This is a genomic window from Paraburkholderia suaedae, from assembly GCF_040812055.1.
In the GTDB taxonomy this organism is placed as follows: Bacteria; Pseudomonadota; Gammaproteobacteria; order Burkholderiales; family Burkholderiaceae; genus Paraburkholderia.
On record NZ_JBFOAH010000002.1, the window covers coordinates 393,111 to 417,927 of the forward strand.

General features: G+C 66.5%; 20 protein-coding genes. 7 read left to right on the top strand and 13 right to left on the bottom strand.

Annotation, left to right across the window (positions count from 1 at the left end):
- Positions 1-100: 100 nt before the first annotated feature.
- Complete coding sequence (locus ABQJ48_RS05220) at positions 101-2,452, top strand: UvrD-helicase domain-containing protein (RefSeq protein ID WP_367836446.1); 2,352 nt, start codon at positions 101-103, stop codon at positions 2,450-2,452.
- Complete coding sequence (locus ABQJ48_RS05225) at positions 2,449-3,375, top strand: 5'-methylthioadenosine/adenosylhomocysteine nucleosidase (RefSeq protein WP_367836447.1); 927 nt, start codon at positions 2,449-2,451, stop codon at positions 3,373-3,375. The genes ABQJ48_RS05220 and ABQJ48_RS05225 overlap by 4 nt, the downstream gene beginning before the upstream one ends.
- 50 nt (positions 3,376-3,425) lie before the next feature.
- Here the strand turns inward: ABQJ48_RS05225 and ABQJ48_RS05230 are convergent, their stop codons facing one another.
- Both ABQJ48_RS05230 and ABQJ48_RS05235 read right to left on the bottom strand, forming a co-directional pair.
- Positions 3,426-5,330, bottom strand: a complete 1,905-nt coding sequence (locus ABQJ48_RS05230) for a propionate--CoA ligase (RefSeq protein ID WP_367836448.1) — start codon at positions 5,328-5,330, stop codon at positions 3,426-3,428.
- 281 nt (positions 5,331-5,611) lie between these two features.
- Entirely contained in the window at positions 5,612-6,877 is a 1,266-nt protein-coding gene (locus tag ABQJ48_RS05235) for an MFS transporter (protein ID WP_367836450.1), read from the bottom strand.
- A gap of 513 nt (positions 6,878-7,390) precedes the next feature.
- On the opposite strand from ABQJ48_RS05235, the gene ABQJ48_RS05240 reads away from it, so the two are divergent.
- Positions 7,391-9,070 (top strand): methyl-accepting chemotaxis protein, encoded by a 1,680-nt coding sequence (locus ABQJ48_RS05240; protein ID WP_367836451.1) that lies wholly within the window; start codon positions 7,391-7,393, stop codon positions 9,068-9,070.
- 116 nt (positions 9,071-9,186) lie between these two features.
- On the opposite strand, the gene ABQJ48_RS05245 is transcribed toward ABQJ48_RS05240, so the two are convergent.
- From ABQJ48_RS05245 to ABQJ48_RS05260, 4 genes are read right to left on the bottom strand one after another with little or no spacing between them, the layout of a single operon-like run.
- Positions 9,187-10,065: an efflux RND transporter periplasmic adaptor subunit gene (locus ABQJ48_RS05245; RefSeq protein ID WP_367836453.1), complete on the bottom strand. Its 879-nt coding sequence runs from the start codon at positions 10,063-10,065 to the stop codon at positions 9,187-9,189.
- Between the two features lie 13 nt (positions 10,066-10,078).
- The gene (locus ABQJ48_RS05250) at positions 10,079-10,279 is read right to left on the bottom strand and encodes a DUF1656 domain-containing protein (protein ID WP_367836454.1); all 201 of its coding nucleotides are present in this window, start codon (positions 10,277-10,279) and stop codon (positions 10,079-10,081) included.
- On the bottom strand, positions 10,269-12,731 hold the full coding sequence (locus tag ABQJ48_RS05255; protein ID WP_367836456.1) for an FUSC family protein: 2,463 nt from the start codon (positions 12,729-12,731) through the stop codon (positions 10,269-10,271). Before ABQJ48_RS05255 ends, ABQJ48_RS05250 begins: the two co-directional genes overlap by 11 nt.
- A gap of 12 nt (positions 12,732-12,743) precedes the next feature.
- Positions 12,744-14,330 carry an efflux transporter outer membrane subunit gene (locus ABQJ48_RS05260; RefSeq protein WP_367836457.1) on the bottom strand — a complete coding sequence of 529 codons (1,587 nt, stop codon included), beginning with the start codon at positions 14,328-14,330 and terminating at the stop codon, positions 12,744-12,746.
- Positions 14,331-14,484: 154 nt separating this feature from the next.
- Between ABQJ48_RS05260 and ABQJ48_RS05265 the strand changes: the two genes are divergently transcribed.
- Complete coding sequence (locus ABQJ48_RS05265) at positions 14,485-15,423, top strand: LysR family transcriptional regulator (protein WP_367836459.1); 939 nt, start codon at positions 14,485-14,487, stop codon at positions 15,421-15,423.
- A gap of 206 nt (positions 15,424-15,629) precedes the next feature.
- Positions 15,630-15,788, top strand: coding sequence for a hypothetical protein (locus tag ABQJ48_RS05270; protein ID WP_367836460.1), 159 nt, complete (start codon positions 15,630-15,632; stop codon positions 15,786-15,788).
- 221 nt (positions 15,789-16,009) lie between these two features.
- Here the strand turns inward: ABQJ48_RS05270 and ABQJ48_RS05275 are convergent, their stop codons facing one another.
- The 4 genes from ABQJ48_RS05275 to wrbA all read right to left on the bottom strand — a co-directional run bounded on the left by ABQJ48_RS05275 (position 16,010) and on the right by wrbA (position 19,510).
- Positions 16,010-16,816, bottom strand: coding sequence for a metallophosphoesterase (locus ABQJ48_RS05275; protein WP_367836462.1), 807 nt, complete (start codon positions 16,814-16,816; stop codon positions 16,010-16,012).
- 50 nt (positions 16,817-16,866) lie between these two features.
- The gene (locus ABQJ48_RS05280; protein WP_367836463.1) at positions 16,867-18,285 is read right to left on the bottom strand and encodes an FAD-binding oxidoreductase; all 1,419 of its coding nucleotides are present in this window, start codon (positions 18,283-18,285) and stop codon (positions 16,867-16,869) included.
- Positions 18,286-18,338: 53 nt separating this feature from the next.
- Complete coding sequence (locus ABQJ48_RS05285) at positions 18,339-18,821, bottom strand: DUF2069 domain-containing protein (protein ID WP_473094101.1); 483 nt, start codon at positions 18,819-18,821, stop codon at positions 18,339-18,341.
- 86 nt (positions 18,822-18,907) lie between these two features.
- Positions 18,908-19,510: an NAD(P)H:quinone oxidoreductase gene (gene wrbA / locus ABQJ48_RS05290; protein WP_367836465.1), complete on the bottom strand. Its 603-nt coding sequence runs from the start codon at positions 19,508-19,510 to the stop codon at positions 18,908-18,910.
- A gap of 120 nt (positions 19,511-19,630) precedes the next feature.
- Between wrbA and ABQJ48_RS05295 the strand changes: the two genes are divergently transcribed.
- Positions 19,631-20,941 carry a YihY family inner membrane protein gene (locus tag ABQJ48_RS05295; protein ID WP_367836467.1) on the top strand — a complete coding sequence of 437 codons (1,311 nt, stop codon included), beginning with the start codon at positions 19,631-19,633 and terminating at the stop codon, positions 20,939-20,941.
- Positions 20,942-21,102: 161 nt separating this feature from the next.
- Here the strand turns inward: ABQJ48_RS05295 and ABQJ48_RS05300 are convergent, their stop codons facing one another.
- The 3 genes from ABQJ48_RS05300 to ABQJ48_RS05310 all read right to left on the bottom strand — a co-directional run bounded on the left by ABQJ48_RS05300 (position 21,103) and on the right by ABQJ48_RS05310 (position 23,893).
- Entirely contained in the window at positions 21,103-21,423 is a 321-nt protein-coding gene (locus ABQJ48_RS05300) for an Mpo1-like protein (protein WP_367836469.1), read from the bottom strand.
- Positions 21,424-21,656: 233 nt separating this feature from the next.
- Complete coding sequence (locus ABQJ48_RS05305) at positions 21,657-22,490, bottom strand: alpha/beta fold hydrolase (protein ID WP_367836471.1); 834 nt, start codon at positions 22,488-22,490, stop codon at positions 21,657-21,659.
- The gene (locus tag ABQJ48_RS05310; protein WP_367836472.1) at positions 22,487-23,893 is read right to left on the bottom strand and encodes an O-acetylhomoserine aminocarboxypropyltransferase; all 1,407 of its coding nucleotides are present in this window, start codon (positions 23,891-23,893) and stop codon (positions 22,487-22,489) included. The genes ABQJ48_RS05305 and ABQJ48_RS05310 overlap by 4 nt, the downstream gene beginning before the upstream one ends.
- 238 nt (positions 23,894-24,131) lie before the next feature.
- Between ABQJ48_RS05310 and ABQJ48_RS05315 the strand changes: the two genes are divergently transcribed.
- Positions 24,132-24,593, top strand: a complete 462-nt coding sequence (locus ABQJ48_RS05315) for a CBS domain-containing protein (RefSeq protein WP_367836473.1) — start codon at positions 24,132-24,134, stop codon at positions 24,591-24,593.
- Positions 24,594-24,817 lie beyond the last annotated feature (224 nt).

The following is a 24,817-nucleotide window of genomic DNA, read 5'->3' on the forward strand; positions in this document are numbered from 1 at the left end:
CCACCACAAAACCCCGCCCAACCAGGCACCGCAACGGCAAAAAATCCCCATCCCCGCCGGGGCATATAATGACGGACGAACCGCCGCCCCTCGCCAAAAAATGCCCGATCTGCTAGCCAATCTGAACCCCGAACAACACGCCGCCGTCACGCTCCCCAATGAGCCCGCGCTGATTCTCGCCGGCGCCGGCAGCGGCAAAACCCGCGTTCTGATCACGCGCATCGCGTGGCTGATCCAGCAAGGTCTGGCATCGCCCGCCACCATTCTGGCGGTGACCTTCACCAACAAGGCCGCCCGCGAAATGATGTCGCGTCTGTCGGCGCTCTTGCCGATCGACACGCGCGGCATGTGGATCGGCACGTTCCACGGCCTGTGCAACCGCATGCTGCGCGCGCATCATCGCGACGCGGGGCTGCCCGCCACGTTCCAGATCCTCGACACCGCCGACCAGCTGTCCGCCATCAAGCGTCTGATGAAGGGCCTTAACATCGACGACGAAAAGTACCCGGCGAAGAACCTGCAATACTTCATCAACAACGCGAAGGAACAGGGGCTGCGGCCGAAAGACGTCGATGCTACCGACAACTTCAACCGCAAATTCGTCGAGCTGTATGAAGCCTACGATCAGCAATGCCAGCGTGAAGGTGTGGTCGACTTTCCCGAGCTGCTGCTGCGCTGCTACGAGTTGCTCGCGCACAATCCGCCGTTGCGTGCGCACTATCAGGCGCGCTTCAGGCACATTCTCGTCGACGAGTTTCAGGACACCAACAAACTGCAATACGCGTGGCTCAAGCTGCTCGCGGGCCAGAGCAATGCGATCTTCGCAGTCGGCGACGACGACCAGTCCATCTATGCATTCCGCGGCGCGAACGTTGGCAACATGCGCGACTTCGAACACGAGTTCAACGTCCGCCATCTGATCAAGCTCGAACAGAACTACCGCTCGCATGGCCATATTCTGGACGCCGCCAATCAGCTGATCGCCAACAACTCGCGGCGCCTGGGCAAGAATCTGCGCACCGACGCGGGTCACGGTGAACCGGTGCGCGTGTACGAGTCCGCGACCGATTCGCAGGAAGCCGGCTGGATCGTCGAGGAAATCAAGGCGCTCATCAGCACGGGCACGTCGCGCAGCGAGATCGCGATTCTGTATCGCAGCAACGCCCAGTCGCGCACGATCGAACACACGCTGGTCAATGCGGGCATCGCGTATCGCGTGTACGGCGGCCTGCGCTTTTTCGAGCGCCAGGAAGTCAAGCACGCGCTCGCGTATCTGCGCCTGATCGACAACCCGAACGACGACACCGCATTCGCGCGGGTCGTCAATTTCCCCACGCGCGGCATCGGCGCGCGCTCGATCGAGCAGCTCGCGGACGCGGCGCGCCTCTACAACTGCTCGATGGCCGCGGCGGTGCCGTATGTCGCGGGCAAGGCGGGGTCGAGCCTCGCCGGCTTTGCGAACCTGATCGGCAAGATGCGCGCGCAAACGCAGCAGATGAGCCTGCCGGAAACGGTCGAGTACGTGGTCCGCACCAGCGGTCTCACGGAGTTCTATCAGACCGAGCGTGAAGGTCAGGACCGGCTGGAGAACTTGCAGGAACTGGTCAACGCGGCCGCGGCGTTCGTCAGCGAAGAGGGCTACGGGATGGACACGCCGGCGCGCTCGATTCCGCTGCGTCCGGGCGCGACCGCCGCGCCCGAGCTGGCAGTCGCCACCGACGATCCCAATACCGTCGTGCTGGACGCGCCCGGCATTGCCGACCCCGCGCAAAACCCCGACACGATGACGCCGCTCGCCGGCTTCCTGTCGCACGCATCGCTCGAAGCGGGCGACAACCAGGCGCAAGCCGGCCAGGAAGCGGTGCAACTGATGACCGTGCACGCGGCCAAGGGTCTCGAATTCACGGCGGTGTTCATCACCGGCCTGGAAGAGGGGCTCTTCCCGCACGAGAACAGTGCGATGGAATCGGACGGGCTGGAGGAAGAGCGGCGCCTGATGTACGTGGCGATCACGCGGGCGAAGGAGCGTTTGTATCTGTCGTTTGCGCAAAGCCGGATGCTGCACGGGCAGACGCGCTACAACATCCGTTCGCGCTTCTTCGACGAACTGCCGCAGGAAACGCTCAAGTGGCTCACGCCCAAGGTCGAGGCGGGCGCGCGCTGGGGCGGCCGTTCGGATAACGCCGGTTATGGGCGCGACTGGTTTGCACGGCCGGGCTACACGGGCGCCGCGTCGTCGACTCCGGCATCGCTGCCGGCCTTCGCCAACGAGCAGCGCGCGGCCGAGGCGGGCTTTCGGGTGGGGCAGCAGGTGTTCCATACGAAGTTCGGCGAAGGCACCATCACCGCGCTGGAAGGTGGCGGAACCGACGCGAAGGCGCAGGTCAAGTTCAAGCGGCACGGCGAGAAGTGGCTGGCGCTCGCGGTCGCCAAATTACAGGCGGTGGAATGAGCGGCGGCAATGTGGAGCGCGACGTGGTCCCTGGGGCTGGCATAGGCGGGGCGGGTGCGATGAGCGAAAACGCTGCAGAGTCGGGCGCGGCCGGCGCTTCACGAACGGCTCCCGCAATCACGCCCGGCGCCACGGCGAGCCACAGCCGCGCGCCAGCTTTGCATCGACCGCTGGGCATTCTGGCGGCGCTGCCGCAGGAGCTCGGCGACCTGATCGAGGCCATGCGCGCCGAGTCCGGCATGCGCACGATCACGCACGGTCGGCGCGACTATCACCTGGGCACGGTCCACGGCGCGCCGTGCGTGGTCACGCTGGCGCGCGTGGGCAAAGTCGCGGCCGCCGCGACGGTGAGCGCGCTGATCCATGCGTTCGATGTCGAGGGGGTCGTGTTCACGGGCGTGGCAGGGGGTGTGGGCAAGGACGTGCGAGTCGGCGATATGGTCGTCGCCGATGCGCTGCTGCAGCACGATCTGGATGCGTCGCCGCTGTTTCCGCGGTTCGAGGTGCCGTTGCTGGGCGTATCGCGTTTTGCCGCCGACGCGGCGCTGTCCGACCGGCTCGCCGCGGCGTGCCAGCGGTTTGTCGCGGAACAGGGGGTTGCCTCGGCGGCGCGCTTCGGCACACGCGAGCCGCGCGTGCATCGCGGCCTGATCGTGAGCGGCGACCAGTTCATTGCGAGCGCGGCGGGGGTGAATGCGTTGCGCGATGCGTTGCCGGATGCGCTCGCGGTCGAGATGGAAGGCGCGGCGATCGCGCAGGTCTGCCATGAATACGGCGTGCCGTGCGCGGTGGTGCGCACCATCTCCGATACCGCCGACGATCATGCTCCGGCGTCGTTCGTGTCGTTTCTGACCGATATCGCAGGCGCTTATTCGAACGCGATTTTGACGCGCTTTTTCGATGTCGGGAACGCGCAGGCTTGAGAGCCCCACAGCGCACTTCCGCAACCGGGCTTTGCCCGCATCGCGCGAATTCAGCCTTTCCGCACCTCGCCCAGCGCCTCGCGAACCTGCTGCAGCGCCGCCGGATCTTCGATCGTCGGCAGATCCCCCGGCTCGCGTCCTTCCGCAAGCGCCGCGATCGCGCGACGCAGCAGCTTGCCTGAGCGCGTCTTCGGCAGCATCGACACCACCACCACGCGCGACGGCCGCGCAATCGCGCCGAGCCGGCGATCGACCGTCGCCGCGAGTTCGGCTTCGAGCCGCGCGCGTTCGCTGGGGTCGGCATCGGATTGCGCACCGCGCAGCACCACGAAGGCCATCGCCACCTGACCCTTCAGCGGGTCCGTCACACCGACCACCGCGACTTCCGCGACCGCCGCGTGGGCCGACAACGCTTCCTCGATCTCGCGCGTGCCGAGCCGGTGGCCGGCTACGTTGATCACATCGTCGGTGCGCCCGAGAATCGTCACGTAGCCGTCCTCGTCCTGCACGCCCCAGTCGAAGGTCGAATACACCTGGTGGTCCGGAATGCTCGACCAGTAGATGCTGACAAAGCGGCTGTCGTCGCCCCATACCGTCGACATGCAGCCGGGCGGCAGCGGATAGTCCAGCGTCAGCACGCCCTTTTCGCCGGGCGGGCAGGGCTCGCCGGTCAGCTCGTTGCGCAGCGTCAGCTTGAAACCGGCCGACGGCACACCCGGCGAGCCCAGCCGGGTCGGCAACGCTTCGATGCCGCGCGGAATCGCCAGCATCGGCCAGCCGGTTTCGGTCTGCCAATAGTTGTCGATCACCGGTTTTTGAAGCGCCTCTGAGATCCACGCGGCGGTCGGCTGGTCGAGCGGCTCGCCGGCGAGAAACAGTGTGCGCAGGCTCGATAGATCGGCTTTCTTCAGCAGCGCCGGGTCCTGCTTCTTCAGCACGCGCAGCGCGGTGGGCGCGGTGAACATCAGATTGATCTTGTGCTGCTCGACGAGGCGCCACCAGATGCCGCCGTCCGGACGGATCGGCGTGCCTTCGTACATCACGGTGGTCAGTCCCGCGATCAGCGGCGCGTAGACGATGTAGCTATGGCCCACCACCCAGCCCACGTCCGATGCCGTGAACATGGTGTCGCCAGGCTTGCCCTCGAAGATGTGCTCCATCGATGCGGCGAGCGCCACCGCATAGCCGCCGACGTCGCGTTGCACGCCCTTGGGCTTGCCGGTGGTGCCCGAGGTGTACAGCACATACGAGGGCTCGTTCGATTCGAGCCATTCGCACGGCACGTGCGCGTCGAAAAACTGCTCGCGCAACGGCTCGTAGGCGACGAGGTAGCGCGCGTTCAGACGCTCGGGCGCGAGTTGACGGTCGACCAGTAGCACGCACGGCGTCTGGTGCATCGCGCGCGCGAGCGCTTCGTCGATCAGGGGCGCGTAGTCGATCACCTTGCCGCCGCGCGCGCCGGCGTCGGCGGTCACGATCAGCACGGGCTTCGCATCGTCGATGCGAGCCGCGAGGTTGGGCGCCGCGAAGCCGCCGAACACCACCGAGTGAATCGCGCCCAGACGCGCGCATGCAAGCATCGCGAACAAGGCCTCGGGGATCATCGGCAGATAGAGCAGCACGACGTCGCCGCGCTTCACGCCGAGCGAGCGCATCACCGCGGCCATCCGGTTGATTTCCGCGTACAGCTGCGCGTAGGTGTAGTGTCGCTCGATGCCGGTTTCGGTCGACACATAGACCAGCGCATCCTGTTGAGCGCGTGCGGCGAGATGACGGTCCACCGCGTTGTGACACAGATTCGTGCGGCCGCCGACGAACCAGCGCGCGAAGGGCGGCTTCGAGCGGTCGAGCACGGTGTCGAACGGCGTATGCCAGTGAATGCGCTGCGCTTGCTCGCGCCAGAAGTCCTCGGGGCGCTCGATCGAACGGCGGTGGAAGTCGCGGTAGCGGGTCATCTGCGGCGATCCTTCTGCGTGAGGGAACGGTGTCCATGCCGGGGCCTGCGACCGCGACGCGCGTCGCCAGTGCGGCATGTGTATTCGCACAAGCATAGAGCACGCGCTGCGCGCCGGACAACGCGGGTTCACCATGAGCGCCATTGCGGAGCATTGGCGGCGAGACAGCTGACGCGGTCAGGCCCGTCATTCAGTGCACGCGTCCCGCACGCGCTCGCGCCGCAAAAAGAAAAAGGCGCCGCAGCGCCTTTTCCCCTCAATCCACGCTGCGGAGCACCCGCTCACGCCTTCGCGCGCTTGCCTTCGACATCCGGCAGCAGCACCGTCAGCACGCCGATCAGCGGCAGAAACGAACAGACCTTGTAGACGAACGCGATGCTGGTGGCGTCGGCCAGTTGCCCGAGCACCGCCGCGCCGATCCCGCCGAGGCCGAACGCGAAGCCGAAGAACAGCCCCGCGACCATCCCCACCTTGCCGGGGATCAGTTCCTGCGCAAAGACGAGGATCGCCGAGAACGCCGAAGCCAGCACCACGCCGATGATCACCGTCAGCACGCCAGTCCAGAACAGGTTCGCGTACGGCAGCAGCAGCGTGAACGGCGCGACGCCGAGAATCGACACCCAGATCACGTACTTGCGGCCGATCCTGTCGCCGATCGGACCGCCGATCACGGTCCCCGCCGCGACCGCCGCGAGGAACACGAACAGATGTACCTGGGCGGCCTGCACGGGCAGATGGAACTTGTCGATCAGATAGAAGGTGAAATAGCTGTTGATGCTGGCAAGGTAGAAGTACTTGGAGAACACCAGCAGGATCAGCACGCCCATCGCGAGCATCACCTGGTTGCGCGACAGCGTGGCGTGGGCCGTGTGGGCGCGCGCCTTCTTCACCGACGGATGCTGCTTGTACCAGCGGCCGATTTGCGTGAGCACGACCATCGCGACGAGCGCCGCCACCGAGAACCACGCGATGCTGCGCTGGCCGTGCGGAATCACGATCAGCGCGGCGAGCAGCGGACCGAGCGACGTGCCCGCATTGCCGCCTACCTGGAACAGTGACTGCGCGAGTCCGTGGCGGCCGCCCGAGGCCATGCGCGCAACCCGCGACGATTCCGGATGGAACACCGACGACCCGCAGCCCACCAGCGCCGCGGCCACGAGCAGCACACCGAAGCTCGGCGCAATCGACATCAGCAGCAGGCCGGCGAGCGTGAAGCCCATGCCCACGGGCAGCGAATACGGCTTTGGATGCTTGTCGGTATAGGTGCCGACGAGCGGTTGCAGCAGCGACGCGGTGATCTGGTAGGTCAGCGTAATCAGGCCGATCTGCCCGAACGACAGGGAGAAGTTGTCCTTGAGCATCGGGTAGATCGCGAGGATCAACGACTGGATCATGTCGTTGAGCAGATGCGAAAAGCTGATGGCGCCGAGCACGGAGTAGACCGTGCGCTGGAGGCTGGCGGCCGGCTGGGCGAGCGCGGCAGCAGGGGTCGCGGCCCTTGCGCTTGAGGTGGCGGCCACGGCGTCTTTATCGAGACTGGTTTCCATACGCTGGGTAAGAAATGAGGTAGGAGAAAAAGGCGGCGAAAAGTGTGGGCGCTTGTCGGCGGATCGTTGTTTTGGCTCCGGCTGGCGCGACAATTTCGACGCGATTTCCGGCGGTGCAGCCATTTCCGACAGTTTAATGTGGCTTGAGCGAATTGTAAGGACAAGTTTTGTCGCGAATCGGACACTGTGGCGCAGCGTGTGCCGTTTGCGTAGCGAAACGGGAGTGGCCGTACCGTGAGCCTGCCGGCGCCGGATCGCGCCTGTGATTGCCAGCCATCCGCTCGGCATTTCTCGGGCATGTCGTTCCACAAATGCGCTTCGCCGATTTTTGGCCGTGTATAAACGGTCGCGGACGCGCGGCTTACAAAGCCGCGCGTCGAGGACCGGGCGACAGGCGGCGGCGTGTGGCCGCAGAAGATACTAAAGATCCCTGATGCGGCGCCGTAGACCCGGAGAGATAAGCAGCAATGCCGGACCAACCTTCCGGCAGATCTACACGTGGGGACGGGGAATATGAAAGCAGTTTCGCCAGGCAGTCGGCACAATGCGGGGTTCTTGACGGACGCACCGGCGGCACACGCGCCGCCGTCTCGCGCTCAGGGTGGCCATGCGCATGCCGTGAAGCGCAGTGGCTTGTCGGTCAAGGTCATGTTGCGCGGCGCGTTCGCGGTGTTGCTGATCGGCACTTTGCTGATCGGCGTGTTTTCGCTCACCCAGATCAGCCGCCTGAACGCGTCCGCGCAGTCCATCTACGATCAGGGCCACGTCGCGAGCCGCGCGGCGGAAGAAGCGCGCGGTCACATGTTGCGCGCGAGCCGCGCGCAAAAGATGCTGCTGACGGCCACCACCGCGAAGGAGCGCGACGAACTCGGCACGGACGTCGATCATGACCTCGCCGGTCTGCGCACGCAACTGGCCACACTGCAGCAGTACGTCGATACCTTCGACGCGAAGGCGCTTGCGCAGCAGAAGGCGTTTGCCGCGGCCGTCACCGTGTGGAGCGGGCATCTGCGCGACTTCGTGACGCTCGTCAAGGCGCAGCCGCTCGACCTCTCGCAGATGAACTGGCAGGTCGGCACGCAGGACGTGTCGCTGCTGGTCGAGACCGGCAAGCTGGAAAAGCTCGTCGATGAACTGGTCGCGCAGCGCGGCACCGCCGCGAAGGCGACCATCGACGCGTCGGGCTTCATCTATCACTCGTCGTTCGTCATGATCGCCGCGATGACGCTCGCGCTGATTGCGCTCGCGTTCGGCATCAGCGAGTGGGTGGTGCGGCGGCTTGCCGGCCAGCTCGGCGGCGAGCCGGCGTACGCGAAGGAAATCGCGAGCCGGATCGCGGCGGGTGATCTCTCGAACAAGATCGCGCTCGGCCGCAAAGATCGCTCCAGCATGCTGTACGCGCTGCAGGACATGCAAAGCGGGCTCGCCACGACGGTCTCGGACATCGCGTCGAGCGCGGATGCGATTGCGACCGCGTCGGGCGAAATCTCGATGGGCAATCTCGACCTGTCGCAACGCACCGAGCAACAGGCCATGGCGCTCGAGCGCACCGCCAGCAGCATGGAGCAATTGACTTCGACGGTGCGCCAGAACGCCGAAAACGCGAAGCAGGCGAGCACGCTCGCGCACAACGCGTCGGAGATCGCGGAGAAGGGCGGCGCGGTGGTGAACCGGGTGGTCGCGACCATGAACGACATTAACGATAGCGCGCGCAGCATCGGCGACATCATCGGCGTGATCGAGGGAATCGCGTTTCAGACCAACATTCTGGCGTTGAACGCAGCGGTCGAGGCGGCCCGCGCCGGCGAGGAAGGCCGCGGGTTCTCGGTGGTCGCCGCCGAAGTGCGCAACCTCGCGCAGCGCAGCGCCGCTGCCGCCAAGGAGATCAAGGCTTTGATCGACACCTCGGTGCAGCGCGTGAGCAATGGCTCGACGTTGGCTCAGGACGCCGGGGCGACGATGGATGAAGTCGTGAAGGCGGTCAAGCGTGTCACCGACATCATGGGCGAGATCTCGGCGGCTTCGTCGGAGCAGAGCGCCGGCATCGAGGAAATCAACCTCGCGGTCACGCAGATGGATTCTGGCACGCAGCAAAACGCGGCGCTGGTGGAGCAGGCCACCGCGGCGGCCCGCTCGCTCGACGATCAGGCGCGCGGTTTGAAGGCGATGGTGGGCAAGTTCAGGCTGGCGTAGCGCGGATTTTTGCGGCGCGCGTCGCCGATCGTGTCTGCCTGGTCCATGCTCGGGCTTAAGTGCATGGACCAGGCGGCGCCGGTCGAAGCGATCTGTCGCCGGGCCCGGCAGCGGAGTTATCCGTTCGTCCTGGCGGCGTCGGGCTTGACGACCACCGTACAGGTGATGCCGGCCGCCAGCACGACGCCGTCCGGCACCGCGTCGATCTTCACGCGCACCGGCACGCGTTGCGCGAGGCGCACCCAGTTGAAGGTCGGATTCACGTCCGCAAGCAGTTCGTGGCTTTGCGGATTGTCGCGGTCGTAGATGCCGCGCGAAATGCTCTCGATGTGTCCCTGCAGCGTGCCGCCGCTCATCAGCCGCATCTCGGCTCGATCGCCGATGCGCACATGCGGCAGCTTGGTTTCCTCGAAATATCCATACACCCAGAACGAGTGGCTATCGACGATCGCGAGCTTCGCCGCGCCCGCGCTCGCATAGTCGCCACGGAACACGCTCAGGTTCGTCACATAACCGTCGACCGGCGACACCACGCGCGTGCGCGCCAGGTTCAGCTTCGCCGCATCCAGCGCGGCCAGCGCCTGCTGGTAGGACGCGGCGGCCGCCGACGCCGTATGCGTCGCGTTCTCGCGGCTTTCCTTCGACACCACCAGCGCATCCATATCGGCGCGCCGCGCGGCGTCGTCGCGCTTCATCTGCAGTTCGGCCTTGCGCGCGGCCACTGCCGCCTGCGCCTGTTCGACGGCGATCTGGTAATGCGACGGATCGATCTGCATCAGCAGATCGCCCTTCTTCACCAACTGGTTGTCCTTTACCGGCAGATCGACGACCGCGCCCGATACGTCGGGCGCCACGTTGACGATCTCGGCGCGCACGCGGCCGTCGCGGGTCCACGGTTCGTCCATGTAATGGACCCACAACACGCGTCCAATCAGGATCGCGACGATAAAGACAATGGCTGTCGCGATGAAGCCAATGAGATTTCGGATGCTCATGTTTCGACTCTGGTCAACGATAAACGGCGAGACCGAGCACGCCGCACACACATACGAGCAGACTGGCCCGGAACAGGGACGGATGCCACACCACGCGGTACAGGCCCGTCCAGGCGAGCGCGCGGTCCAGCAGCCAGGTGAGCGCCGCGCCGGCGATCAACAGCAGCACGATGGTCGGCAGGTAGGCGTCGAGGACGGCAATTTCACGCGGCATGGGGGACTCCTTTTCGGGCGGCGGTATGACGTTCGCTTGCTTTGCCGCGTTGGCTCGATTCGCCGCTTGCGCCGCCTCCGCCGCGCTTATCGCGGTCAGCCATCAGCGGCTCGAGCGGGGACTGCGGATCGAGCAGCGCAGTGCGGATGAAATGCAACTGGCTAAGGAGGCGTTGCAACCGATGCCGCTCGTCGCGCGGCGGCGTGAAGCTGGCGACTAACTGTTGGAGCGAGTCGATCGCGGCGGTGGTGCTCGTGAGTGCGCCTTCGAAGCGCTCTTTCTGTGGCCGCTCGAAGAGCGCGCTCAACGCATCGATCATCGTGCGCAGCGCCGCGCGCCACGGCGTCGACCCGGCATAGCGTGCATCGTCGGGCAGCCCGGCGATTTCACCGCGCAGATCGATCACTGCGTTGCCCACCTCGAGCACGCAAAACAGCCAGCGCAAGGTATCGCGCCGCAGTTCGGGCTCGTCGGGTGCGAGCGCGTTGATCTGGAACATCAGGTCGCGCGCGCCGCTCTCGAAGCGCGAACGCACCCGGCGTAGACCCGCGCGGCCGGCCAGCACCACCTGACGGCGCAGATCGGCCAGCAGCCGGTTGCGCAGCCAGGGCGTGGACGGCGGCAACAGCACCGCGAACGCCACCGACGACACCAGCATCGACAGCACCAGCGCCAACGCATCGTTCATGAACGCGCTGGGGTCGTAGTGCATCACGTTGTCGGGGCCGGCGAGAAAGCAGAAGAAGATGCAGTAGCCCACGCCGTAGCCGGCGAGCGCCGGGCGGGTGGTCATGAACACGCCCAGCAGCAGGAACGGCGTGAGCGCCGCGCACAGCAGCGCGAAGCCGTCGATGTGCGGAAATACGCCGTACACCGCGAGCATCCCCATCAGCGTGGCGGCGAGTGTGCCGGCCGCCATCTGGAACACCGTGCGCTTCGGATCGGGCGAGGACGACGCCAGCGCGCACACGGCGGCGGCGTTCAGCGTGAGCGTCGAGCCGCTCGGCCACGCGGTGGCGATCCAGAACGCGCCGAGCGCCATCATCACGAGCGCCGCCCGCAGGCCCGCGACGCCTGCGGCGATGGCGTTGGTCTTCGGCTCGTAGCGGTCGATCCAGCGCTCACGCGCATGCGTGTCGACTGCGAGCGATGCGTACGTGGCCGCATACGCGTGCAGATCGTCGATGAAGCGATACAGCAGTTCGGCGCCCGTGTCGAAGTCGAGCAGCGGCGCGTCCGGATGTGTGAGCAGTGCGGCGCGGGTCGCACGCATGCGTGCGGGCAGCTCGCCTTTGTAGCGGTCGAGCTGGGCGGCGGCGTGTGCGGCATCGGCGGCGCTCAGTACCGGTTCGCCGGACTTCGCGAGCAGCGGGGCGATTTCGCGGAAGTACGGCTCGAGCGCGCGGACCGCGATGGCGGCGCCGTGGGGGGCGGTGCCAGTCGTGTCGGTTCGGTCGGTGGTGCCGGCGGTGCCCGTAGTGCCCGTAGTGCCCGTAGTGCCCGTAGTGCCCGTAGTGTCGGTGGAGCGGGTGCTGTCCCCGGTGCGGACAGCGCCGATGGTGCCGGCAGGGTCCGCGGTGTCGGTGGCGCCGGCAGTGTGCGTCACGTCGATGGCGCTCGCCGCGCGCAGCCGGTTCATCAACTGATGCAGCGCATGAAAGCGCGTCGACGCCGTCATGAACTCGCTGTTCAGCCGCGCCAGACGGCCGCCGCGCATGCGCGACTCGGGGCCTTCGAACACGGCCACGCTGCGCGCGGCCTCGAAGCCGACGATGTCGGCGACGAAGCGCGCGTTGGTCGCCTCGATGCGCGCGCGATCGTTGCGCCCGGCAAGCGACGCCGACACGTACTCGACGAACGCCGAGAAACGCGCGCGCACGGTGCTGCGCATCTGCAGGCCGGTGAACTGCGGGAACACGAGCCCGCTGACCGCGCCCGCGCAGACGATGCCGAGCACCACTTCCGCGACCCGCGTGAGCGCGCTGAGGAACGCACCATCCGGATGCTGCGCCGCGGGGATGCCGATGAGCGCGGCGGTATAGCCGGCGAGCACGAACCCGTATGAGCGGAAGTTGCGATTGCGCGCGGCGCCCGCCGTGCAAATACCGACCCAGATCGCGGTCGACACGATGAACAGCTCCGGTTGTTGCGCGAACAGGCCGATCAGCGCGAGCATCACGAGGAGCCCGACGAGCGTCCCGCAGATACGGTAGAAGCTCTTGGCGAAGACCATCCCGCTTTGTGGCTGCATGACGATGAACACTGTGGTCATCGCGGTGCGCGGCTGCGGCAGGTCGAGCTTCATCGCGATGCCCAGCGCGAGGAAGCAGGCGATGAGCGCCTTGAACAGATAGACCCAGGTGAGGCCGTCGGTGCGCGCCCAGTCGGTGGCGGCTGTGCATAGAGCGGCGAGAGACGCGGGGCGCGCAGTATGGTGGAAGAAGGTTGACATGTGAAGGCGTCCTTACTGGGCCGCGGCGGCGGTTGCACCGGCGCGCGGCGTGGTTGCCGCGGTGCCGGTGTCCGCGGATTGCGCAGCGGCGTCGCCAGCCAACGCTGCTTTCCCTTTGCCATGCGCGGGCAACGTCTCCACGGCGCGCGGTCCGTTACCCGGCTCATCCAGCCCGCCGCCCAGCGCCGTCATCAGCGACGCATGCGCGCCGAGCCTTTCGGCCTGCACTTTCGCGACGCCTTCCTGCGCGCGCAGCAGCTGGTTTTGCGCGACCAGCACGTTCAGATAGTCGGTCAGCCCGCGCCGGTAACCCTCGCGGGCCAGATCGTAATTGCGCTGCGCGGCGGCGACCGAACGGGCCGCGTCGTCGGCCTGGGTCGTGAGCGAGCGCAGGCGGATCACCTGGTCGGCGATCTCCTTGAGCGCGCCGACGATCGACTGGTTATAGCGCTCCACCGCCTCGTCGTAACCGGCGGACGCCGCGCCGAGCTGCGAGCGCAGCCGGCCGCCGTCGAAGATCGGCAGCGACAGCGCCGGCCCCACGCTCCAGCTATGCGACGGGCTCTTCAGGAACTGGAACAGCGGTCCCATCGCCGCATAGCCGCCGATCGACGCGAGCAGGTTGATGTCCGGATAGAAGTCGGCCTTCGCAACGTCGATGCCGCGCGCCTGGGCGGCCACCGTCCAGCGCGCCGCGACCACGTCCGGCCGGTGCCCGATCAGCTCCGCCGGCAGTGCGGCGGGCAGGCCCGCCGGCGCGGCGAGCGACAGCGCCGGCCGCCGGATCGCATCGCCCGCGCCCGGCCCCTTGCCGGCGAGCGCCGCCAGCTGGTTGCGGGCGAGCGCGATCTGCTCGTCGAGCGCGTCGATCTGCCGCTCGTACTCGGGCATCGGCGTTTGCGCCTGGCTCACTTCCAACTGTGTGCCGATGCCGCCTTTCAGGCGCCGGCTCGCCAGATCGACGATCTGCTGCTGTTGTTGCAGTGTGGCCTTCGCGATGTCGAGCCGCGCGTAGTCGAGCGACATCGCGATGTAGGTGCGCACCACGTTGGCCTGCAGTTCGAGCTGAGCGGCGCGCGCGTCGGCGGCGCTCGCGTGCGCGGCGTCGAGGGCGCGTTCCGCCGCGTTGCGGTCCTTGCCCCACAGGTCCAGGTGATACGACAGGCCGAGCGTGCCGGTGTTGTTCCACGACTGCTCGCCGGCGAGCGGGCCGGGGCCGTAGTAGACATTGTCGGCCCACTGCTGGCGCTGGATCGACAGGCTGCCGTTGACCTGCGGCGCGAGCGCGGCGCGCGCGACGCCCGCCATCGACAGCGCCTCGCGCACCCGCGCGTGCGCCGCAGCGAGGCTCGGATTGCCCGCCTGCGCGGCCGCGATCCACTCGTCGAGCTGAGGATCCTGATAGGCACGCCACCAGTCGGCGGCGGGCCACTGGGCGTCGCGGTCGGCCGCGCCGATCGCGTTGCCGGCGTCGAGCGAGGACGGCTCGATCGCGTGGTCCTGCGGAGCGATGCCTCCGGTACCGGCGCAACCGGCGATTGTTATCAGGATCGCAAGAACCGCGGCGGCGGAGATCCTTTTGTGTACCGGAAACTGCACGATTCCCCCAAAATTGGCTATAGAAGCTGGTGGGCCATTATATTTTTCGATTGATTGGGGAATAACCGGTAACGGTGCAAGGCATTTTTACGGAAGGTGAGATAATCGCCTTTGCCGATCATGTAACAATCACTGTTGAACAACTGGGAATGGTATGGATACGCTTCAAAACATGCGCGTGTTCGTTCGCGTCGTCGAAGCGGGCAGCTTCACGGGTGCCGCGCAACATCTCAATACGACCACGGCTTACGCGTCGCGCGCGGTTTCCGACCTGGAAGCGCATCTGCGCACGCGCTTGCTGAACCGGACCACGCGGCGCATCGCGCTGACCGAGGCCGGCGAGCGCTATCTGCAACGCTGTGAGCAGATCCTCGCGTACGTCGACCAGGCCGAAGCGGAAGCCGGCGACGCGCACGCGCGCCCGTCCGGCAAACTGAAGGTCCACGCAATGACGAGCTTCGGGCAGCACTACGTCGTGCCGGCCGTTGGCCGCTATCAGGAGCGCTACCCGGACGTCCATGTCGAGCTGACGCTCGCGCAGCGCATGCCCGATCTGCTCGATGAGGGTTTCGACGTCTCGCTCACGCTCGCCACCGGCCTGCCGGACTCCGGCCTGGTTTCGCGGCGGCTGGGCAGCGCGTTCAGCATCGCCTGCGCGTCGCCCGCATACCTCGAGCGGCACGGCGTGCCGCAGACGCCCGCCGATCTCACGCGCCATACCTGCCTGCAAATGGTCACGCCGGTGTTTCCGCCCGACAAGTGGAGCTTTGGCGGCCCGCAAGGCGAAGAAACGATCACGCTCGGCGCGGCCACGTTCCAGGTGAACGTCGCGGAGGCGATGGTCGTCGCGGTATCGCAGGGGATGGGCGTCGGTCTGATTCCGATCTATTCGGCGATCAGCGGTTTGCGTAGCGGCAAACTCGTGTGGCTGCTGCCCGACTACACGTCGCAGGAAATGAATCTGTACGCGTTGTACGCGTCGCGCCAGTATCTCGACGCGAAGATCCGCACCTGGGTCGAATTCCTGCGCGACGAGTTGCCGGCCACGCTGGCTGCGGACCAGCAGGAATTGCGGCAATTCGCCCGGTCCTGAAGCCACGCGGGCCGTTCTTATCATGGCGCTCGAGGCACCCGCCGCCGCGCCTGCGATGGGCCGGCATATTGCTGCCGCGCCGCAACATTTCCTTACTTCTCGCCCGCGGACGATTTGCTAACGTGTTGCTCATGCGCTGCCGCCTGGGTGGACGCGCCAGTTCACTGCCGTTCGGCACATCGCAACAACTGAAGGACGAGGGACTCATGGATACGCATCTGATGATCGGCGTGGCCGTCATGTTTGGACTGATCGGGATCGCCGCATCGCGCGATCTGCTGCGTCGCGTGCGCGAGCAACAGCCGCAACCGGTGCCGATCGAAGTCGAGCGCTCCGACCTCCAGGCGCGGCGGCGCGAGCGTTGAACCGCGTGTTCGTGATGGCGCGTTGGCGGCGGGTGCAGCGCGCTGGTGAAAAAAGCCTTTTTTGTCACTGAGCGGTCATACGCGCGACGCCGCTCCCGGCGAGCCACACACGGCAACTTCCAGCCGCGCAAGCCGCGAGCGCGCAGCCGACGACAGCGCCATGTCTGCGCGCCTGTCGCGCTAGCTATCCAGTCCGGCCCCACGGCGGCCTTAGCGGCGCACTAAATCTCGACGACCCGGTCCCACGCGAACTGGGGGTTTTCCCACCGTCTGGTACGCCGATCGAAATAGCCGCGCGGATTGCAGACCACGCGCGTGCCGTTCACGCTGTAGTCGAACGACGTGTGCGTATGTCCGTGAATCCACAGCGCCACGGGCGCGCGCACCAGCTCGGGTAAATGATTGATAAAGCCGGCCGACACGCGGTCCTGCGCGTAGCGCTCGGCAAGACTGAAGCCATGTGGCGCATGGTGGGTGACCACGATCGTCTTGCCGCCGAACGGTGCGGCAAGCTCGCCTTCGAGCCAGGCGCGCGCCCGGGCGTGCAGCGCGAGCGAGTCCTCCGGTGTGAAGTCGCGCGTGGCGTCGTGGGTGTCGTGCGGCCAGTTCATCTGGATCGGTCCGCGGAAGTCGAGCATCAGCTTGCGCGCCGCTTCGATCGATGCGGCGAGCGTGTCGGGCTGCGCGCCGTACAACGCGAAGTCGGTCCACAAGGTGGTGCCGAGCACGCGCCAGCGGCCTTGCGGATCGACGAGCGCCGCGTTGTTCAGCACATGCACGTTGTCGACCTGCGCAGCCGCGTCGTAAAGCGCGCGTTCGAGCGCGCTGAACTCGCCGTCGTAGTACTCGTGATTGCCGGGCACATAGACCACCGGCGTCGCGCCGTCGAAGGTCTGCGCGGCCCAGCGCGGCCCTGCCGCATGATTGTGGATGTCGCCGGCCAGCACGATCAGATCCGCGTTTGCATGCGGAACCAGCTCGGGCTCGTCGTTTTCCAGATGTAGATCGGACAGCACTCGAAGCTTCACGGCCATGGCTCCTGCAAAGGTCCCAGCGCCGGGCGGCGCGGCTGCCGATCCTAGCGTAGCACCTTGCCGGGATTCATCAGGTTCAGCGGATCGAACGCGCGTTTGAGCGCGCGCATCAGTTGCAGCTCGACCTCCTGTTTGTAGTGCGCCGCATCGTCGACTTTCAGCTGGCCGAGCCCATGTTCCGCGCTGATGCTGCCGCGATGCCGGTGCACGCTGTCGTAGACGATCTGGTTGATCGGGGCCTGATACTGCTGGAGAAACGCGTTGGCGTCGACGCCCTCGGGTGCCTGCACGTTGTAGTGCAGGTTGCCGTCGCCGAGGTGGCCGAAGGTGACCATACGCGCGCCCGGCGCCGCCTGGGCGATCGCCGCGTCGGTCGTCTCCATGAAATGGCCGATGCGCGAAATCGGCACCGCGATGTCGTGCTTGATGTTAAGGCCTTCTTCAACCTGGGCAAGCGGAATGTGTTCGCGCAAGTTCCAGAACGCGCGCGACTGCGCGAGATTTTCCGCGACCACCGCGTCTTCCACGAGACCTTCTTCGAGCGCCGTTTCCATCAGGCGCTCGAACAGCGCGCGTGCGTGTTCCTCGCTCTCGCTGTCCGACAGCTCCAGTAGCACGACTTGCGCGTGCGCTTCGGCGAACGGATAGCGCAACTGCTGAAAATGCCGGCCGACGAGGCGCAGGCAGAAATCCGACATCAGTTCGAAGCCGGTCAGGAGCGGCCCGGCGGCACGTTGCGTGAGCGACAGAAAGTCGAGCGCCGCGTGCGGCGAAGCCAGCCCGGCGAGCGCGGTGACGCGCGCGGCCGGCTGCGGATGCAGCTTGAGCACGGCCGCCGTGATGATGCCGAGCGTGCCTTCCGCGCCGATGAACAGGTCGCGCAGATCGTAGCCGGTGTTGTCCTTGCGCAGCCCTCGCAGGCCGTCCCACAGGTCGCCTTGCGGTGTGACTACTTCGAGGCCGAGGCACAGTTCGCGCGCGTTGCCGTAGCGCAGCACGCCCGTGCCGCCCGCGTTGGTGGCCAGATTGCCGCCGATCGTGCAACTGCCCTCGGCGGCGAGGCTCAGCGGGAAAAGCCGCGCGGCCGCCTCGGCGTGCCGCTGCACGTCGGCGAGGATGACGCCGGCCTCGACGGTGATCGTGTCGTTGTGCGGATCGATGTCGCGCACGCGATTCAGGCGCCGCAGGCTGATCACGGCCTGCGCGCCGCTCTCGTCGGGGGTGGCGCCGCCCGCAAGACCCGTGTTGCCGCCTTGGGGAACGAGCGCGATGCCGTGTTCAAGCGCGAGCCGCACGAGCGCCGCGACTTCAGCGGAGGTGGCCGGGCACAGCACGGCGCAGGCCGCACCGGTATAGCGGCGGCGCCAGTCGGTCAAATAGGGAGCGGTGTCGTGCGGGTCGGTCAGCACATGGGCGTTGCCGATGGCGTCACGGCAGGCTGCAACGAAAGCGGTTTCGGTCATGGCGGGCGGTCGGCGTGGACGGGCGGGGATGTCGGGTAGGCGGGGCGCTGTGGTCAGGCGTCCGGTCGGGCGGTTCGTTCTGCGGCGCGTTTTGCGGGTTCATGCGCGGGTTCATGCGCGGCTCGTTCCGCGGCTCGTGTTGTGGGCTGTTTCGCGGTTTGTTTGGCGGCGCGCTTCGCCGCGCGCTTGAACGGCGCGACGTAGGCTAGCGTGCAAGTAAAGAAGATCACCGCGAGCGCGGCCTGCAGCCAGCCGAGGTGGGCGCTCAGTCCAGGATCGCTCCAGCCGCGCACGACGCCTTCGGCAAAGTACAGCAGGATCAGCATCGACGCCCATTGCAGCGTGTAGAGGCGCCGCCGCCATACGCCCGGCAACGCGAGCAGCAGCGGCACCGCCTTGAGCACGAGGGCCGAGCCGCCGGGCCGCAGCGGCGCGAGCCACCATTCCCACGCGACCGAGAGCACGATCAGCGCGAGCAGCGCGGCGGTTGCGCCGAACGCGGCGGCGGTTCGAGGCTGCGCCGGCGGCGCTGACAGCGAGGCGGCCGGTGCGCCGGCGCCCGGCGACACGGCCATCGCGCTGTGCGCGTCCGGCGGGGCTGCCGGTTTCACCATGGGCGTAGTCACGGCCTTTCGCTCATGGACGCCGCGGTGCGCGCGACGCGCATGCCGAGTGCGATGGCGAGTGTCTTTTCGTCGCCGGAGATGCCTTGCGCAGCCGTGCCCGCGCGCGCGAAATGCGACGCGCCGTAAGGCGTGCCACCGGTTTGCGTGGTGCTCAACGCGCTCTCCGTATAAGGGATGCCGACGATCAGCATGCCATGATGAAGGAGCGGTAGCATCATGGAAAGGAGCGTGGATTCCTGGCCGCCGTGCAGACTGCCGGTGGACGTGAACACGCAGGCGGGTTTGCCCGACAGCGCGCCCGCCAGCCACTGCGGCGTGGTGCCGTCGAGAAAGTACTTGAGCGCAGCGGCCATGTTGCCGAAGCGGGTGGGCGAGCCGAGTGCGAGACCGGCGCATTCCTCCAGGTCGCGCAACTCGACGTAGGGCGGACCCTCGTCGGGAATCTGCGGCAGCGACGCCTCGCAGACGGTGGAAACCGCCGGCACCGTGCGCACACGCGCCTGCATGCCGGGAACGCTGTCGACACCGTGCGCGATCGCCAGCGCAAGCTCGCGCGTGGCGCCGTGACGGCTGTAATAAAGCACGAGGATGTCTTTCATAGGCCCAATCGGTGAACGGGTATTATAGGGGCTCGGTCCGCTGCACAGGCCACGGATGGCCGTCCGGCCAGGTCGCGCGCGCGGTCCCGCGGCACCGTTTTACGAAGCAAGGAGGCAGGTTTGTTGTCCAGGGTGCGTTTCGATCTCGACACGCTCAAACGACTGGCGCGGTTTGCCGCGCAGCGCATTAGCGAAGACCGTATTCCGCAGGTGGCGGGCAGCCTCACGTTCACGGCGATGCTTGCGCTCGTCCCGCTTGCCACGGTTGCGTTCGCGTTGTTCACAGCGTTTCCGATTTTCAGTTCTTTCCAGCAGTCGTTGCAGATTTTTCTTGCCGACAACCTGATGCCCGCGCAACTGAACAGTGAGATTTTCAAGTATCTGAACCAGTTTGCGTCGAAGGCGAAAGGGCTGACTACCATCGGCATGATCCTGCTGTTCATCACGGCCGTGATGACGATGATGACCGTCGAATCCGCGTTCAATGTGATCTGGCGGGTACGCAAGGCGCGGCCGCTCGCGCAGCGCATTCTGGTCTATTGGGCGATCATCACGCTCGGCCCGATTCTGTTCGGCGTGAGCCTGTCGATCTCCTCGTATCTGTTCACGCAGTCGATGACCTTCACGGCGGCCCAGCGCATCACGCCGGTAATCGAGTGGGCGCTCACGGGCGCCGCACTGCCGTTGACCGCCCTAGCGTTCACCATTCTCTACGTGTACCTGCCGAACTGCCGGGTCGAATGGCGTGACGCGGTAATCGGCGGCGTCACCGCCGCGATCGCGTTCGAGCTGGCCAAGCGCGGCTTCGGCTACTACGTGCGCCGCATTCCGACCTACACCGCGGTGTACGGCGCGTTCGCCGCCGTGCCGCTGTTCCTCCTGTGGATGTACCTGTGCTGGTTCATCACGCTCACGGGCGCAATGATCGCGTCCGCGTTGCCGGCGATCCGCATCGGCCAGTTCCACCGGCCCACGTTCGACGGCAGCAATCTGTTCGACTCGCTCGAACTGCTCGCACGGCTTTCGGAAGCACGCGACGCGGGCGGGCGCGGTTACACGGTGCGCGAGCTCGCGCGCATGCTTCGCCGCGACATGGATATCACGCTGTACCTGTTGCAAAGGCTCGAGGAGATCGACTGGATCGCGCGGCTCGACGACAACGCCGGACCGCATTTCCTGTTGCTGGCGAACCCGGCGCAGGTCACGGTCGAACGTCTGTTCGACCTGTTCGTGATCGATCGCGCGGAACTCGCGTATCAGCTCGAATTGAAGTCCACGCGGATTGACGGCGGCACGTTGCTGGCGTCGCTCCAGAACGACAAGCTGAAGGTGACGCTTGCCGCGCTGCTGGCGGCGCGCTCGGCGAACAAAGCGGCCGATGCCGGACAGGGTGAGCACGCCGCGGCTTCAATGCCGCATCAGGCCGCCTGACGGGCAGCGGGGCGGCGGGTTGCTTTGCACGGGCTTGGCGAGGCGGCCCGTTGGTTTCAGCCATCCCTGAGGCCGCCATGCCCCGCATATGCGATGGCGGCAAAAACGGACGCCGCACGGCGTGTGCAACGACCGCGCGAGCCGTGACCCGATCACTCCAACTACAACGAAATCTTGCCGACGCAGATGTCCCTGAACATCGCCCAGTCGCCCATCAAGCTGTAAAGCGGATGGCGGAAGGTTGCTGGCCGGTTCTTCTCGAAGAAGAAGTGGCCCACCCATGCGAAGCCGTAGCCGCAGATCACGGCCGCAGGCAGCCATAGCCAGCCGCCGGTGGCGAGCGCCATCGCGAGACAGCCGATCACGCCGAGCGATCCCACGAAATGCAGTCGCCGCGAGACCAGGTTGCGATGCTCGCTTAGATAGTACGGGTAGAACTCCGCGAAGCTCGCGAAGTGATCGGTATGCGCGGTATGAGCCATGATGGCCTCCGATGTGGCCGCTTCTGCGACGTCAGGCCCGTTGTGCCGGTTGCTTCGCCGTGTGCCGATGTGGCCGCACGCGCCCGCTACCGGGCAGGCTTGAACCATTGTCCGGCTATCGGACGGCGCGCGCAACCTGGCCGTTCGGACGATGGCGCGGCCCGCTCACTGCGTTTATCGTGGTCATGCACGCACACATCGGCCTCATCAATCGCAGCGCAACCGGGCGACGGCTACCGCGCTTCGCGAGGCACGCTGGACGCGAAACTGAACAGCGCGTCGAGCGTCGCATCGGGCTGCTCGGTCATCAACGCGTGGCCCGCTTCGAGCGTGACCGTGTCGACCTGCACGCCCGCCTCGCGTAGCGCGCCGCAGAGCGCTTTGGCCGCGCGTGGCGGCGTCATCGCGTCGCGCCGGCCGACAATCAGCCGCGTCGCGCAGCGCACTTGGGCGGCACGGGCAAGGCCGTCCGCGTAGGTGTTGCAGGCGGTGAAGTCGGTGTGGAACAAGCGCGGCTCGCCGCGCGCCGCGACGCGTTCCATCAGGCGCTGGTTCATGCCATGTAGCCAGAAGCCGGGGCCTGGGCAAGAAGGCTTCGCGGCCAGCGTCGAATGCGACCATTGGTTGACCATGCCGATCGCAGCCGGCTCGCGATGCAGCGCGGCGTCGAGCAACGCGTCGGACACCGCCATCGGCATGGCGGTGGCAAGCAGCGCGAGATGGGTCGCCCGTTGCGGGTAGCGGCCGGCGAAGTCGAGCGCGACCAGCGAGCCCATGCTGTGGCCGGCCACGAACGCGCGCTGCACGCCGGTCGCGTCGAGCAAGGCGGCCAGCCAGTCGGCCATCGCCGGAACGGTGGTGAGCGCGGGGCCGGCGCTGCGGCAGTGACCGGGCAGATCCACCGCCAGCACGCCGAAACCATGGTGCGCGAAGTAACGGCTTTGCAGTGCCCACACGCTGTGGTCATGCTCGGCGCCGTGGATGAACACTGCGGTCGGCAAACCGGTGTCGAACGGCTTGCCGCCGGTGTACGCATAGGCGGCCTTGTCTTGAACGGTGACGATCATGCTGACTCCGGGCGCGACTGCGCGGGCGAGCCGGATTGCCCAGGCGTGCTGGTTGTCCCGCCTGCGGGTGCGCCGGTGGACGCCTTGGCTGCGCCGCCACGCCTCGCCGTCGCGCCCGCCGATTTTTGTGCGGCCTTCAGCGCGCGTTTGAGGTCGTCGATCAGATCGTCGGGATCTTCGAGGCCGATCGACAGGCGGATCGTGCCTTCGGCGATTCCCGCGGCGGCGAGTGCGGCGGCATCCATGCGGAAATGCGTGGTCGACGCGGGATGGATCACCAGCGAGCGTGCGTCGCCCACGTTGGCCAGGTGCGAGAACAGCGACAGCGCTTCGATGAAACTGCGGCCGGCGGCACGGTCGCCGCGCAGATTGAAGCTGAACACCGCGCCCGCGCCTCGCGGCAGCAGACGCTGAGCGAGCGCGTAGTCGGGGTGGGTCGGCAGTTCCGGATACGCGACCGTCTCGACCGCGTCGTGAGCGGCCAGAAACTCGACCACGCGGCGCGTATTGGCGACGTGCCGCTCCATGCGCAAAGGCAAGGTCTCGATGCCTTGCAGCAGTTGCCACGCGGCTTGCGGATGCAGACATGCGCCGAAATCGCGCAGACCCTCGCGGCGCGCGCGAAGCAGGAACGGCGCGACGGTGCTCTCTTCGGCGAACACCATGCCGTGAAAGCCCTCATATGGTTCGGTGAATTCGGGAAAGCGACCGGACGCGTCGAAGTCGAAGGTGCCGCCGTCCACCAGTACGCCGCCGATCGTCGTGCCGTGGCCGCCGAGGAATTTGGTGGCCGAGTGATACACGAAGTCCGCGCCATGCTCGAAGGGTTTGAGCAGCCAGGGCGTCGTGAACGTCGAGTCGACCAGCAGCGGCACGCGCTGCTCGTGTGCGATCTGCGCGATGGCGGCGATATCGAGCACGTCGAGCCCGGGGTTGCCGAGCGTCTCGCCGAACAGCAGCCGCGTATTCGGGCGCAGCGCGGCGCGCCACGCGTCGAGGTCGCCGGGTTTGACGAAGCTGGTTTCGATGCCGAAGCGCCTGAGCGTGTAGTGCAGGAGATTGTGCGAGCCGCCATACAGCGCGCTCGAGGCGACGATGTGCGAGCCGGCGCCCATTAGCGTGGCAATCGCCAGATGCAAGGCGGCCTGGCCGCTGGCGGTGCCGATCGCGCCGGCGCCGTTTTCGAGCGCGGCCACGCGTTCCTCGAACACGGCCACCGTCGGGTTGGAGATGCGCGAGTACACGTGGCCGGCGCGCTCCATGTTGAAGAGCGCCGCGGCGTGGTCCGAGTCGCGAAACGAAAACGAGGTGGTCTGGTAGATCGGCGTGGCGCGCGCGCCCGTGGCGGGGTCGGGAGCGGCGCCGGCATGCAGCGCAAGCGTGTCGAAACGGTTGGCGGACATGGTGGGCGGCGGGGCCACGAGCGGCCTCGCGAAAGGGGAAAGTGGCGGCCATCCTATCATCGGCACCGTTCACTTCAAGCGCGGTTTTCCCGAGGCGCGCGTGCGGGCGCTGCGAATCGCGTCTCGCGAGCGCCCGCAGTGCCTTGATGGGCGGGCCGCTTTCCTTTTATGGACCTTTCCGCTAGGATCGAAAATCATTCATGTAGTGCCAGCTTTACTGGTATCCCGGAGACAGATCATGCGAGTCAGCGACATTCTTAAAGTCAAAGGCAACACCCTTTTCACGGTTACACCGGATACCACGCTGCATGACGCGGTCACTACGATGGCCGACCATGACATCGGTTCGCTCGTCGTGATGGAGTACGGCGATCTCGTCGGCATGCTGACGTTCCGCGAAATCATTCTCACGCTCAAAGAGAACGGCGGCAGCGTCGGCACCTCCACGATCCGCAAGGTCATGGACGACCACCCGCTCACCTGCACGCCTGAAACCGATGTCAACGAAGTCCGCCGCATGATGCTCGAACATCACGTGCGTTATTTGCCGGTGATGGAAAGCCGCACGCTGATGGGCGTGATTTCGTTTTACGACGTCGCGAAGGCGGTGGTCGAAGAGCAGGGTTTCGAAAACCGCATGCTCAAGGCCTATATTCGCGACTGGCCGGAAGAGCAGCAGGACCAGCAGCCCGCGCGTTGATGCGCGGTGGCTGACCGTCCGCGCTCGCGGTGTTGTGACGAGCGTGAGCAGGCAGACAAGGCGCGCGCGAAAGCGTGCGTTTTTTTATGCCTTTCGTTTTAGTGCCGGTTACATTGCCAGATGACACTGCGGGCGGGCCGCCGCAGCAGCCCACGCGCGCATGTGAACCATGAGCCGGCGCAATGTCCCGCGCGGTGAACTGCCTGCGTCCCGCGCTACGAACG

Coding starts and splice junctions, on each gene's coding strand:
- ABQJ48_RS05220 (WP_367836446.1), top strand. CDS start 101: ATGCCCGATCTGCTAGCCAATCTGAACCCCGAACAACACGCCGCCGTC.
- ABQJ48_RS05225 (WP_367836447.1), top strand. CDS start 2,449: ATGAGCGGCGGCAATGTGGAGCGCGACGTGGTCCCTGGGGCTGGCATA.
- ABQJ48_RS05230 (WP_367836448.1), bottom strand. CDS start 5,330: ATGACCCGCTACCGCGACTTCCACCGCCGTTCGATCGAGCGCCCCGAG.
- ABQJ48_RS05235 (WP_367836450.1), bottom strand. CDS start 6,877: ATGGAAACCAGTCTCGATAAAGACGCCGTGGCCGCCACCTCAAGCGCA.
- ABQJ48_RS05240 (WP_367836451.1), top strand. CDS start 7,391: ATGAAAGCAGTTTCGCCAGGCAGTCGGCACAATGCGGGGTTCTTGACG.
- ABQJ48_RS05245 (WP_367836453.1), bottom strand. CDS start 10,065: ATGAGCATCCGAAATCTCATTGGCTTCATCGCGACAGCCATTGTCTTT.
- ABQJ48_RS05250 (WP_367836454.1), bottom strand. CDS start 10,279: ATGCCGCGTGAAATTGCCGTCCTCGACGCCTACCTGCCGACCATCGTG.
- ABQJ48_RS05255 (WP_367836456.1), bottom strand. CDS start 12,731: ATGTCAACCTTCTTCCACCATACTGCGCGCCCCGCGTCTCTCGCCGCT.
- ABQJ48_RS05265 (WP_367836459.1), top strand. CDS start 14,485: ATGGATACGCTTCAAAACATGCGCGTGTTCGTTCGCGTCGTCGAAGCG.
- ABQJ48_RS05270 (WP_367836460.1), top strand. CDS start 15,630: ATGGATACGCATCTGATGATCGGCGTGGCCGTCATGTTTGGACTGATC.
- ABQJ48_RS05280 (WP_367836463.1), bottom strand. CDS start 18,285: ATGACCGAAACCGCTTTCGTTGCAGCCTGCCGTGACGCCATCGGCAAC.
- wrbA (WP_367836465.1), bottom strand. CDS start 19,510: ATGAAAGACATCCTCGTGCTTTATTACAGCCGTCACGGCGCCACGCGC.
- ABQJ48_RS05300 (WP_367836469.1), bottom strand. CDS start 21,423: ATGGCTCATACCGCGCATACCGATCACTTCGCGAGCTTCGCGGAGTTC.
- ABQJ48_RS05305 (WP_367836471.1), bottom strand. CDS start 22,490: ATGATCGTCACCGTTCAAGACAAGGCCGCCTATGCGTACACCGGCGGC.
- ABQJ48_RS05310 (WP_367836472.1), bottom strand. CDS start 23,893: ATGTCCGCCAACCGTTTCGACACGCTTGCGCTGCATGCCGGCGCCGCT.
- ABQJ48_RS05315 (WP_367836473.1), top strand. CDS start 24,132: ATGCGAGTCAGCGACATTCTTAAAGTCAAAGGCAACACCCTTTTCACG.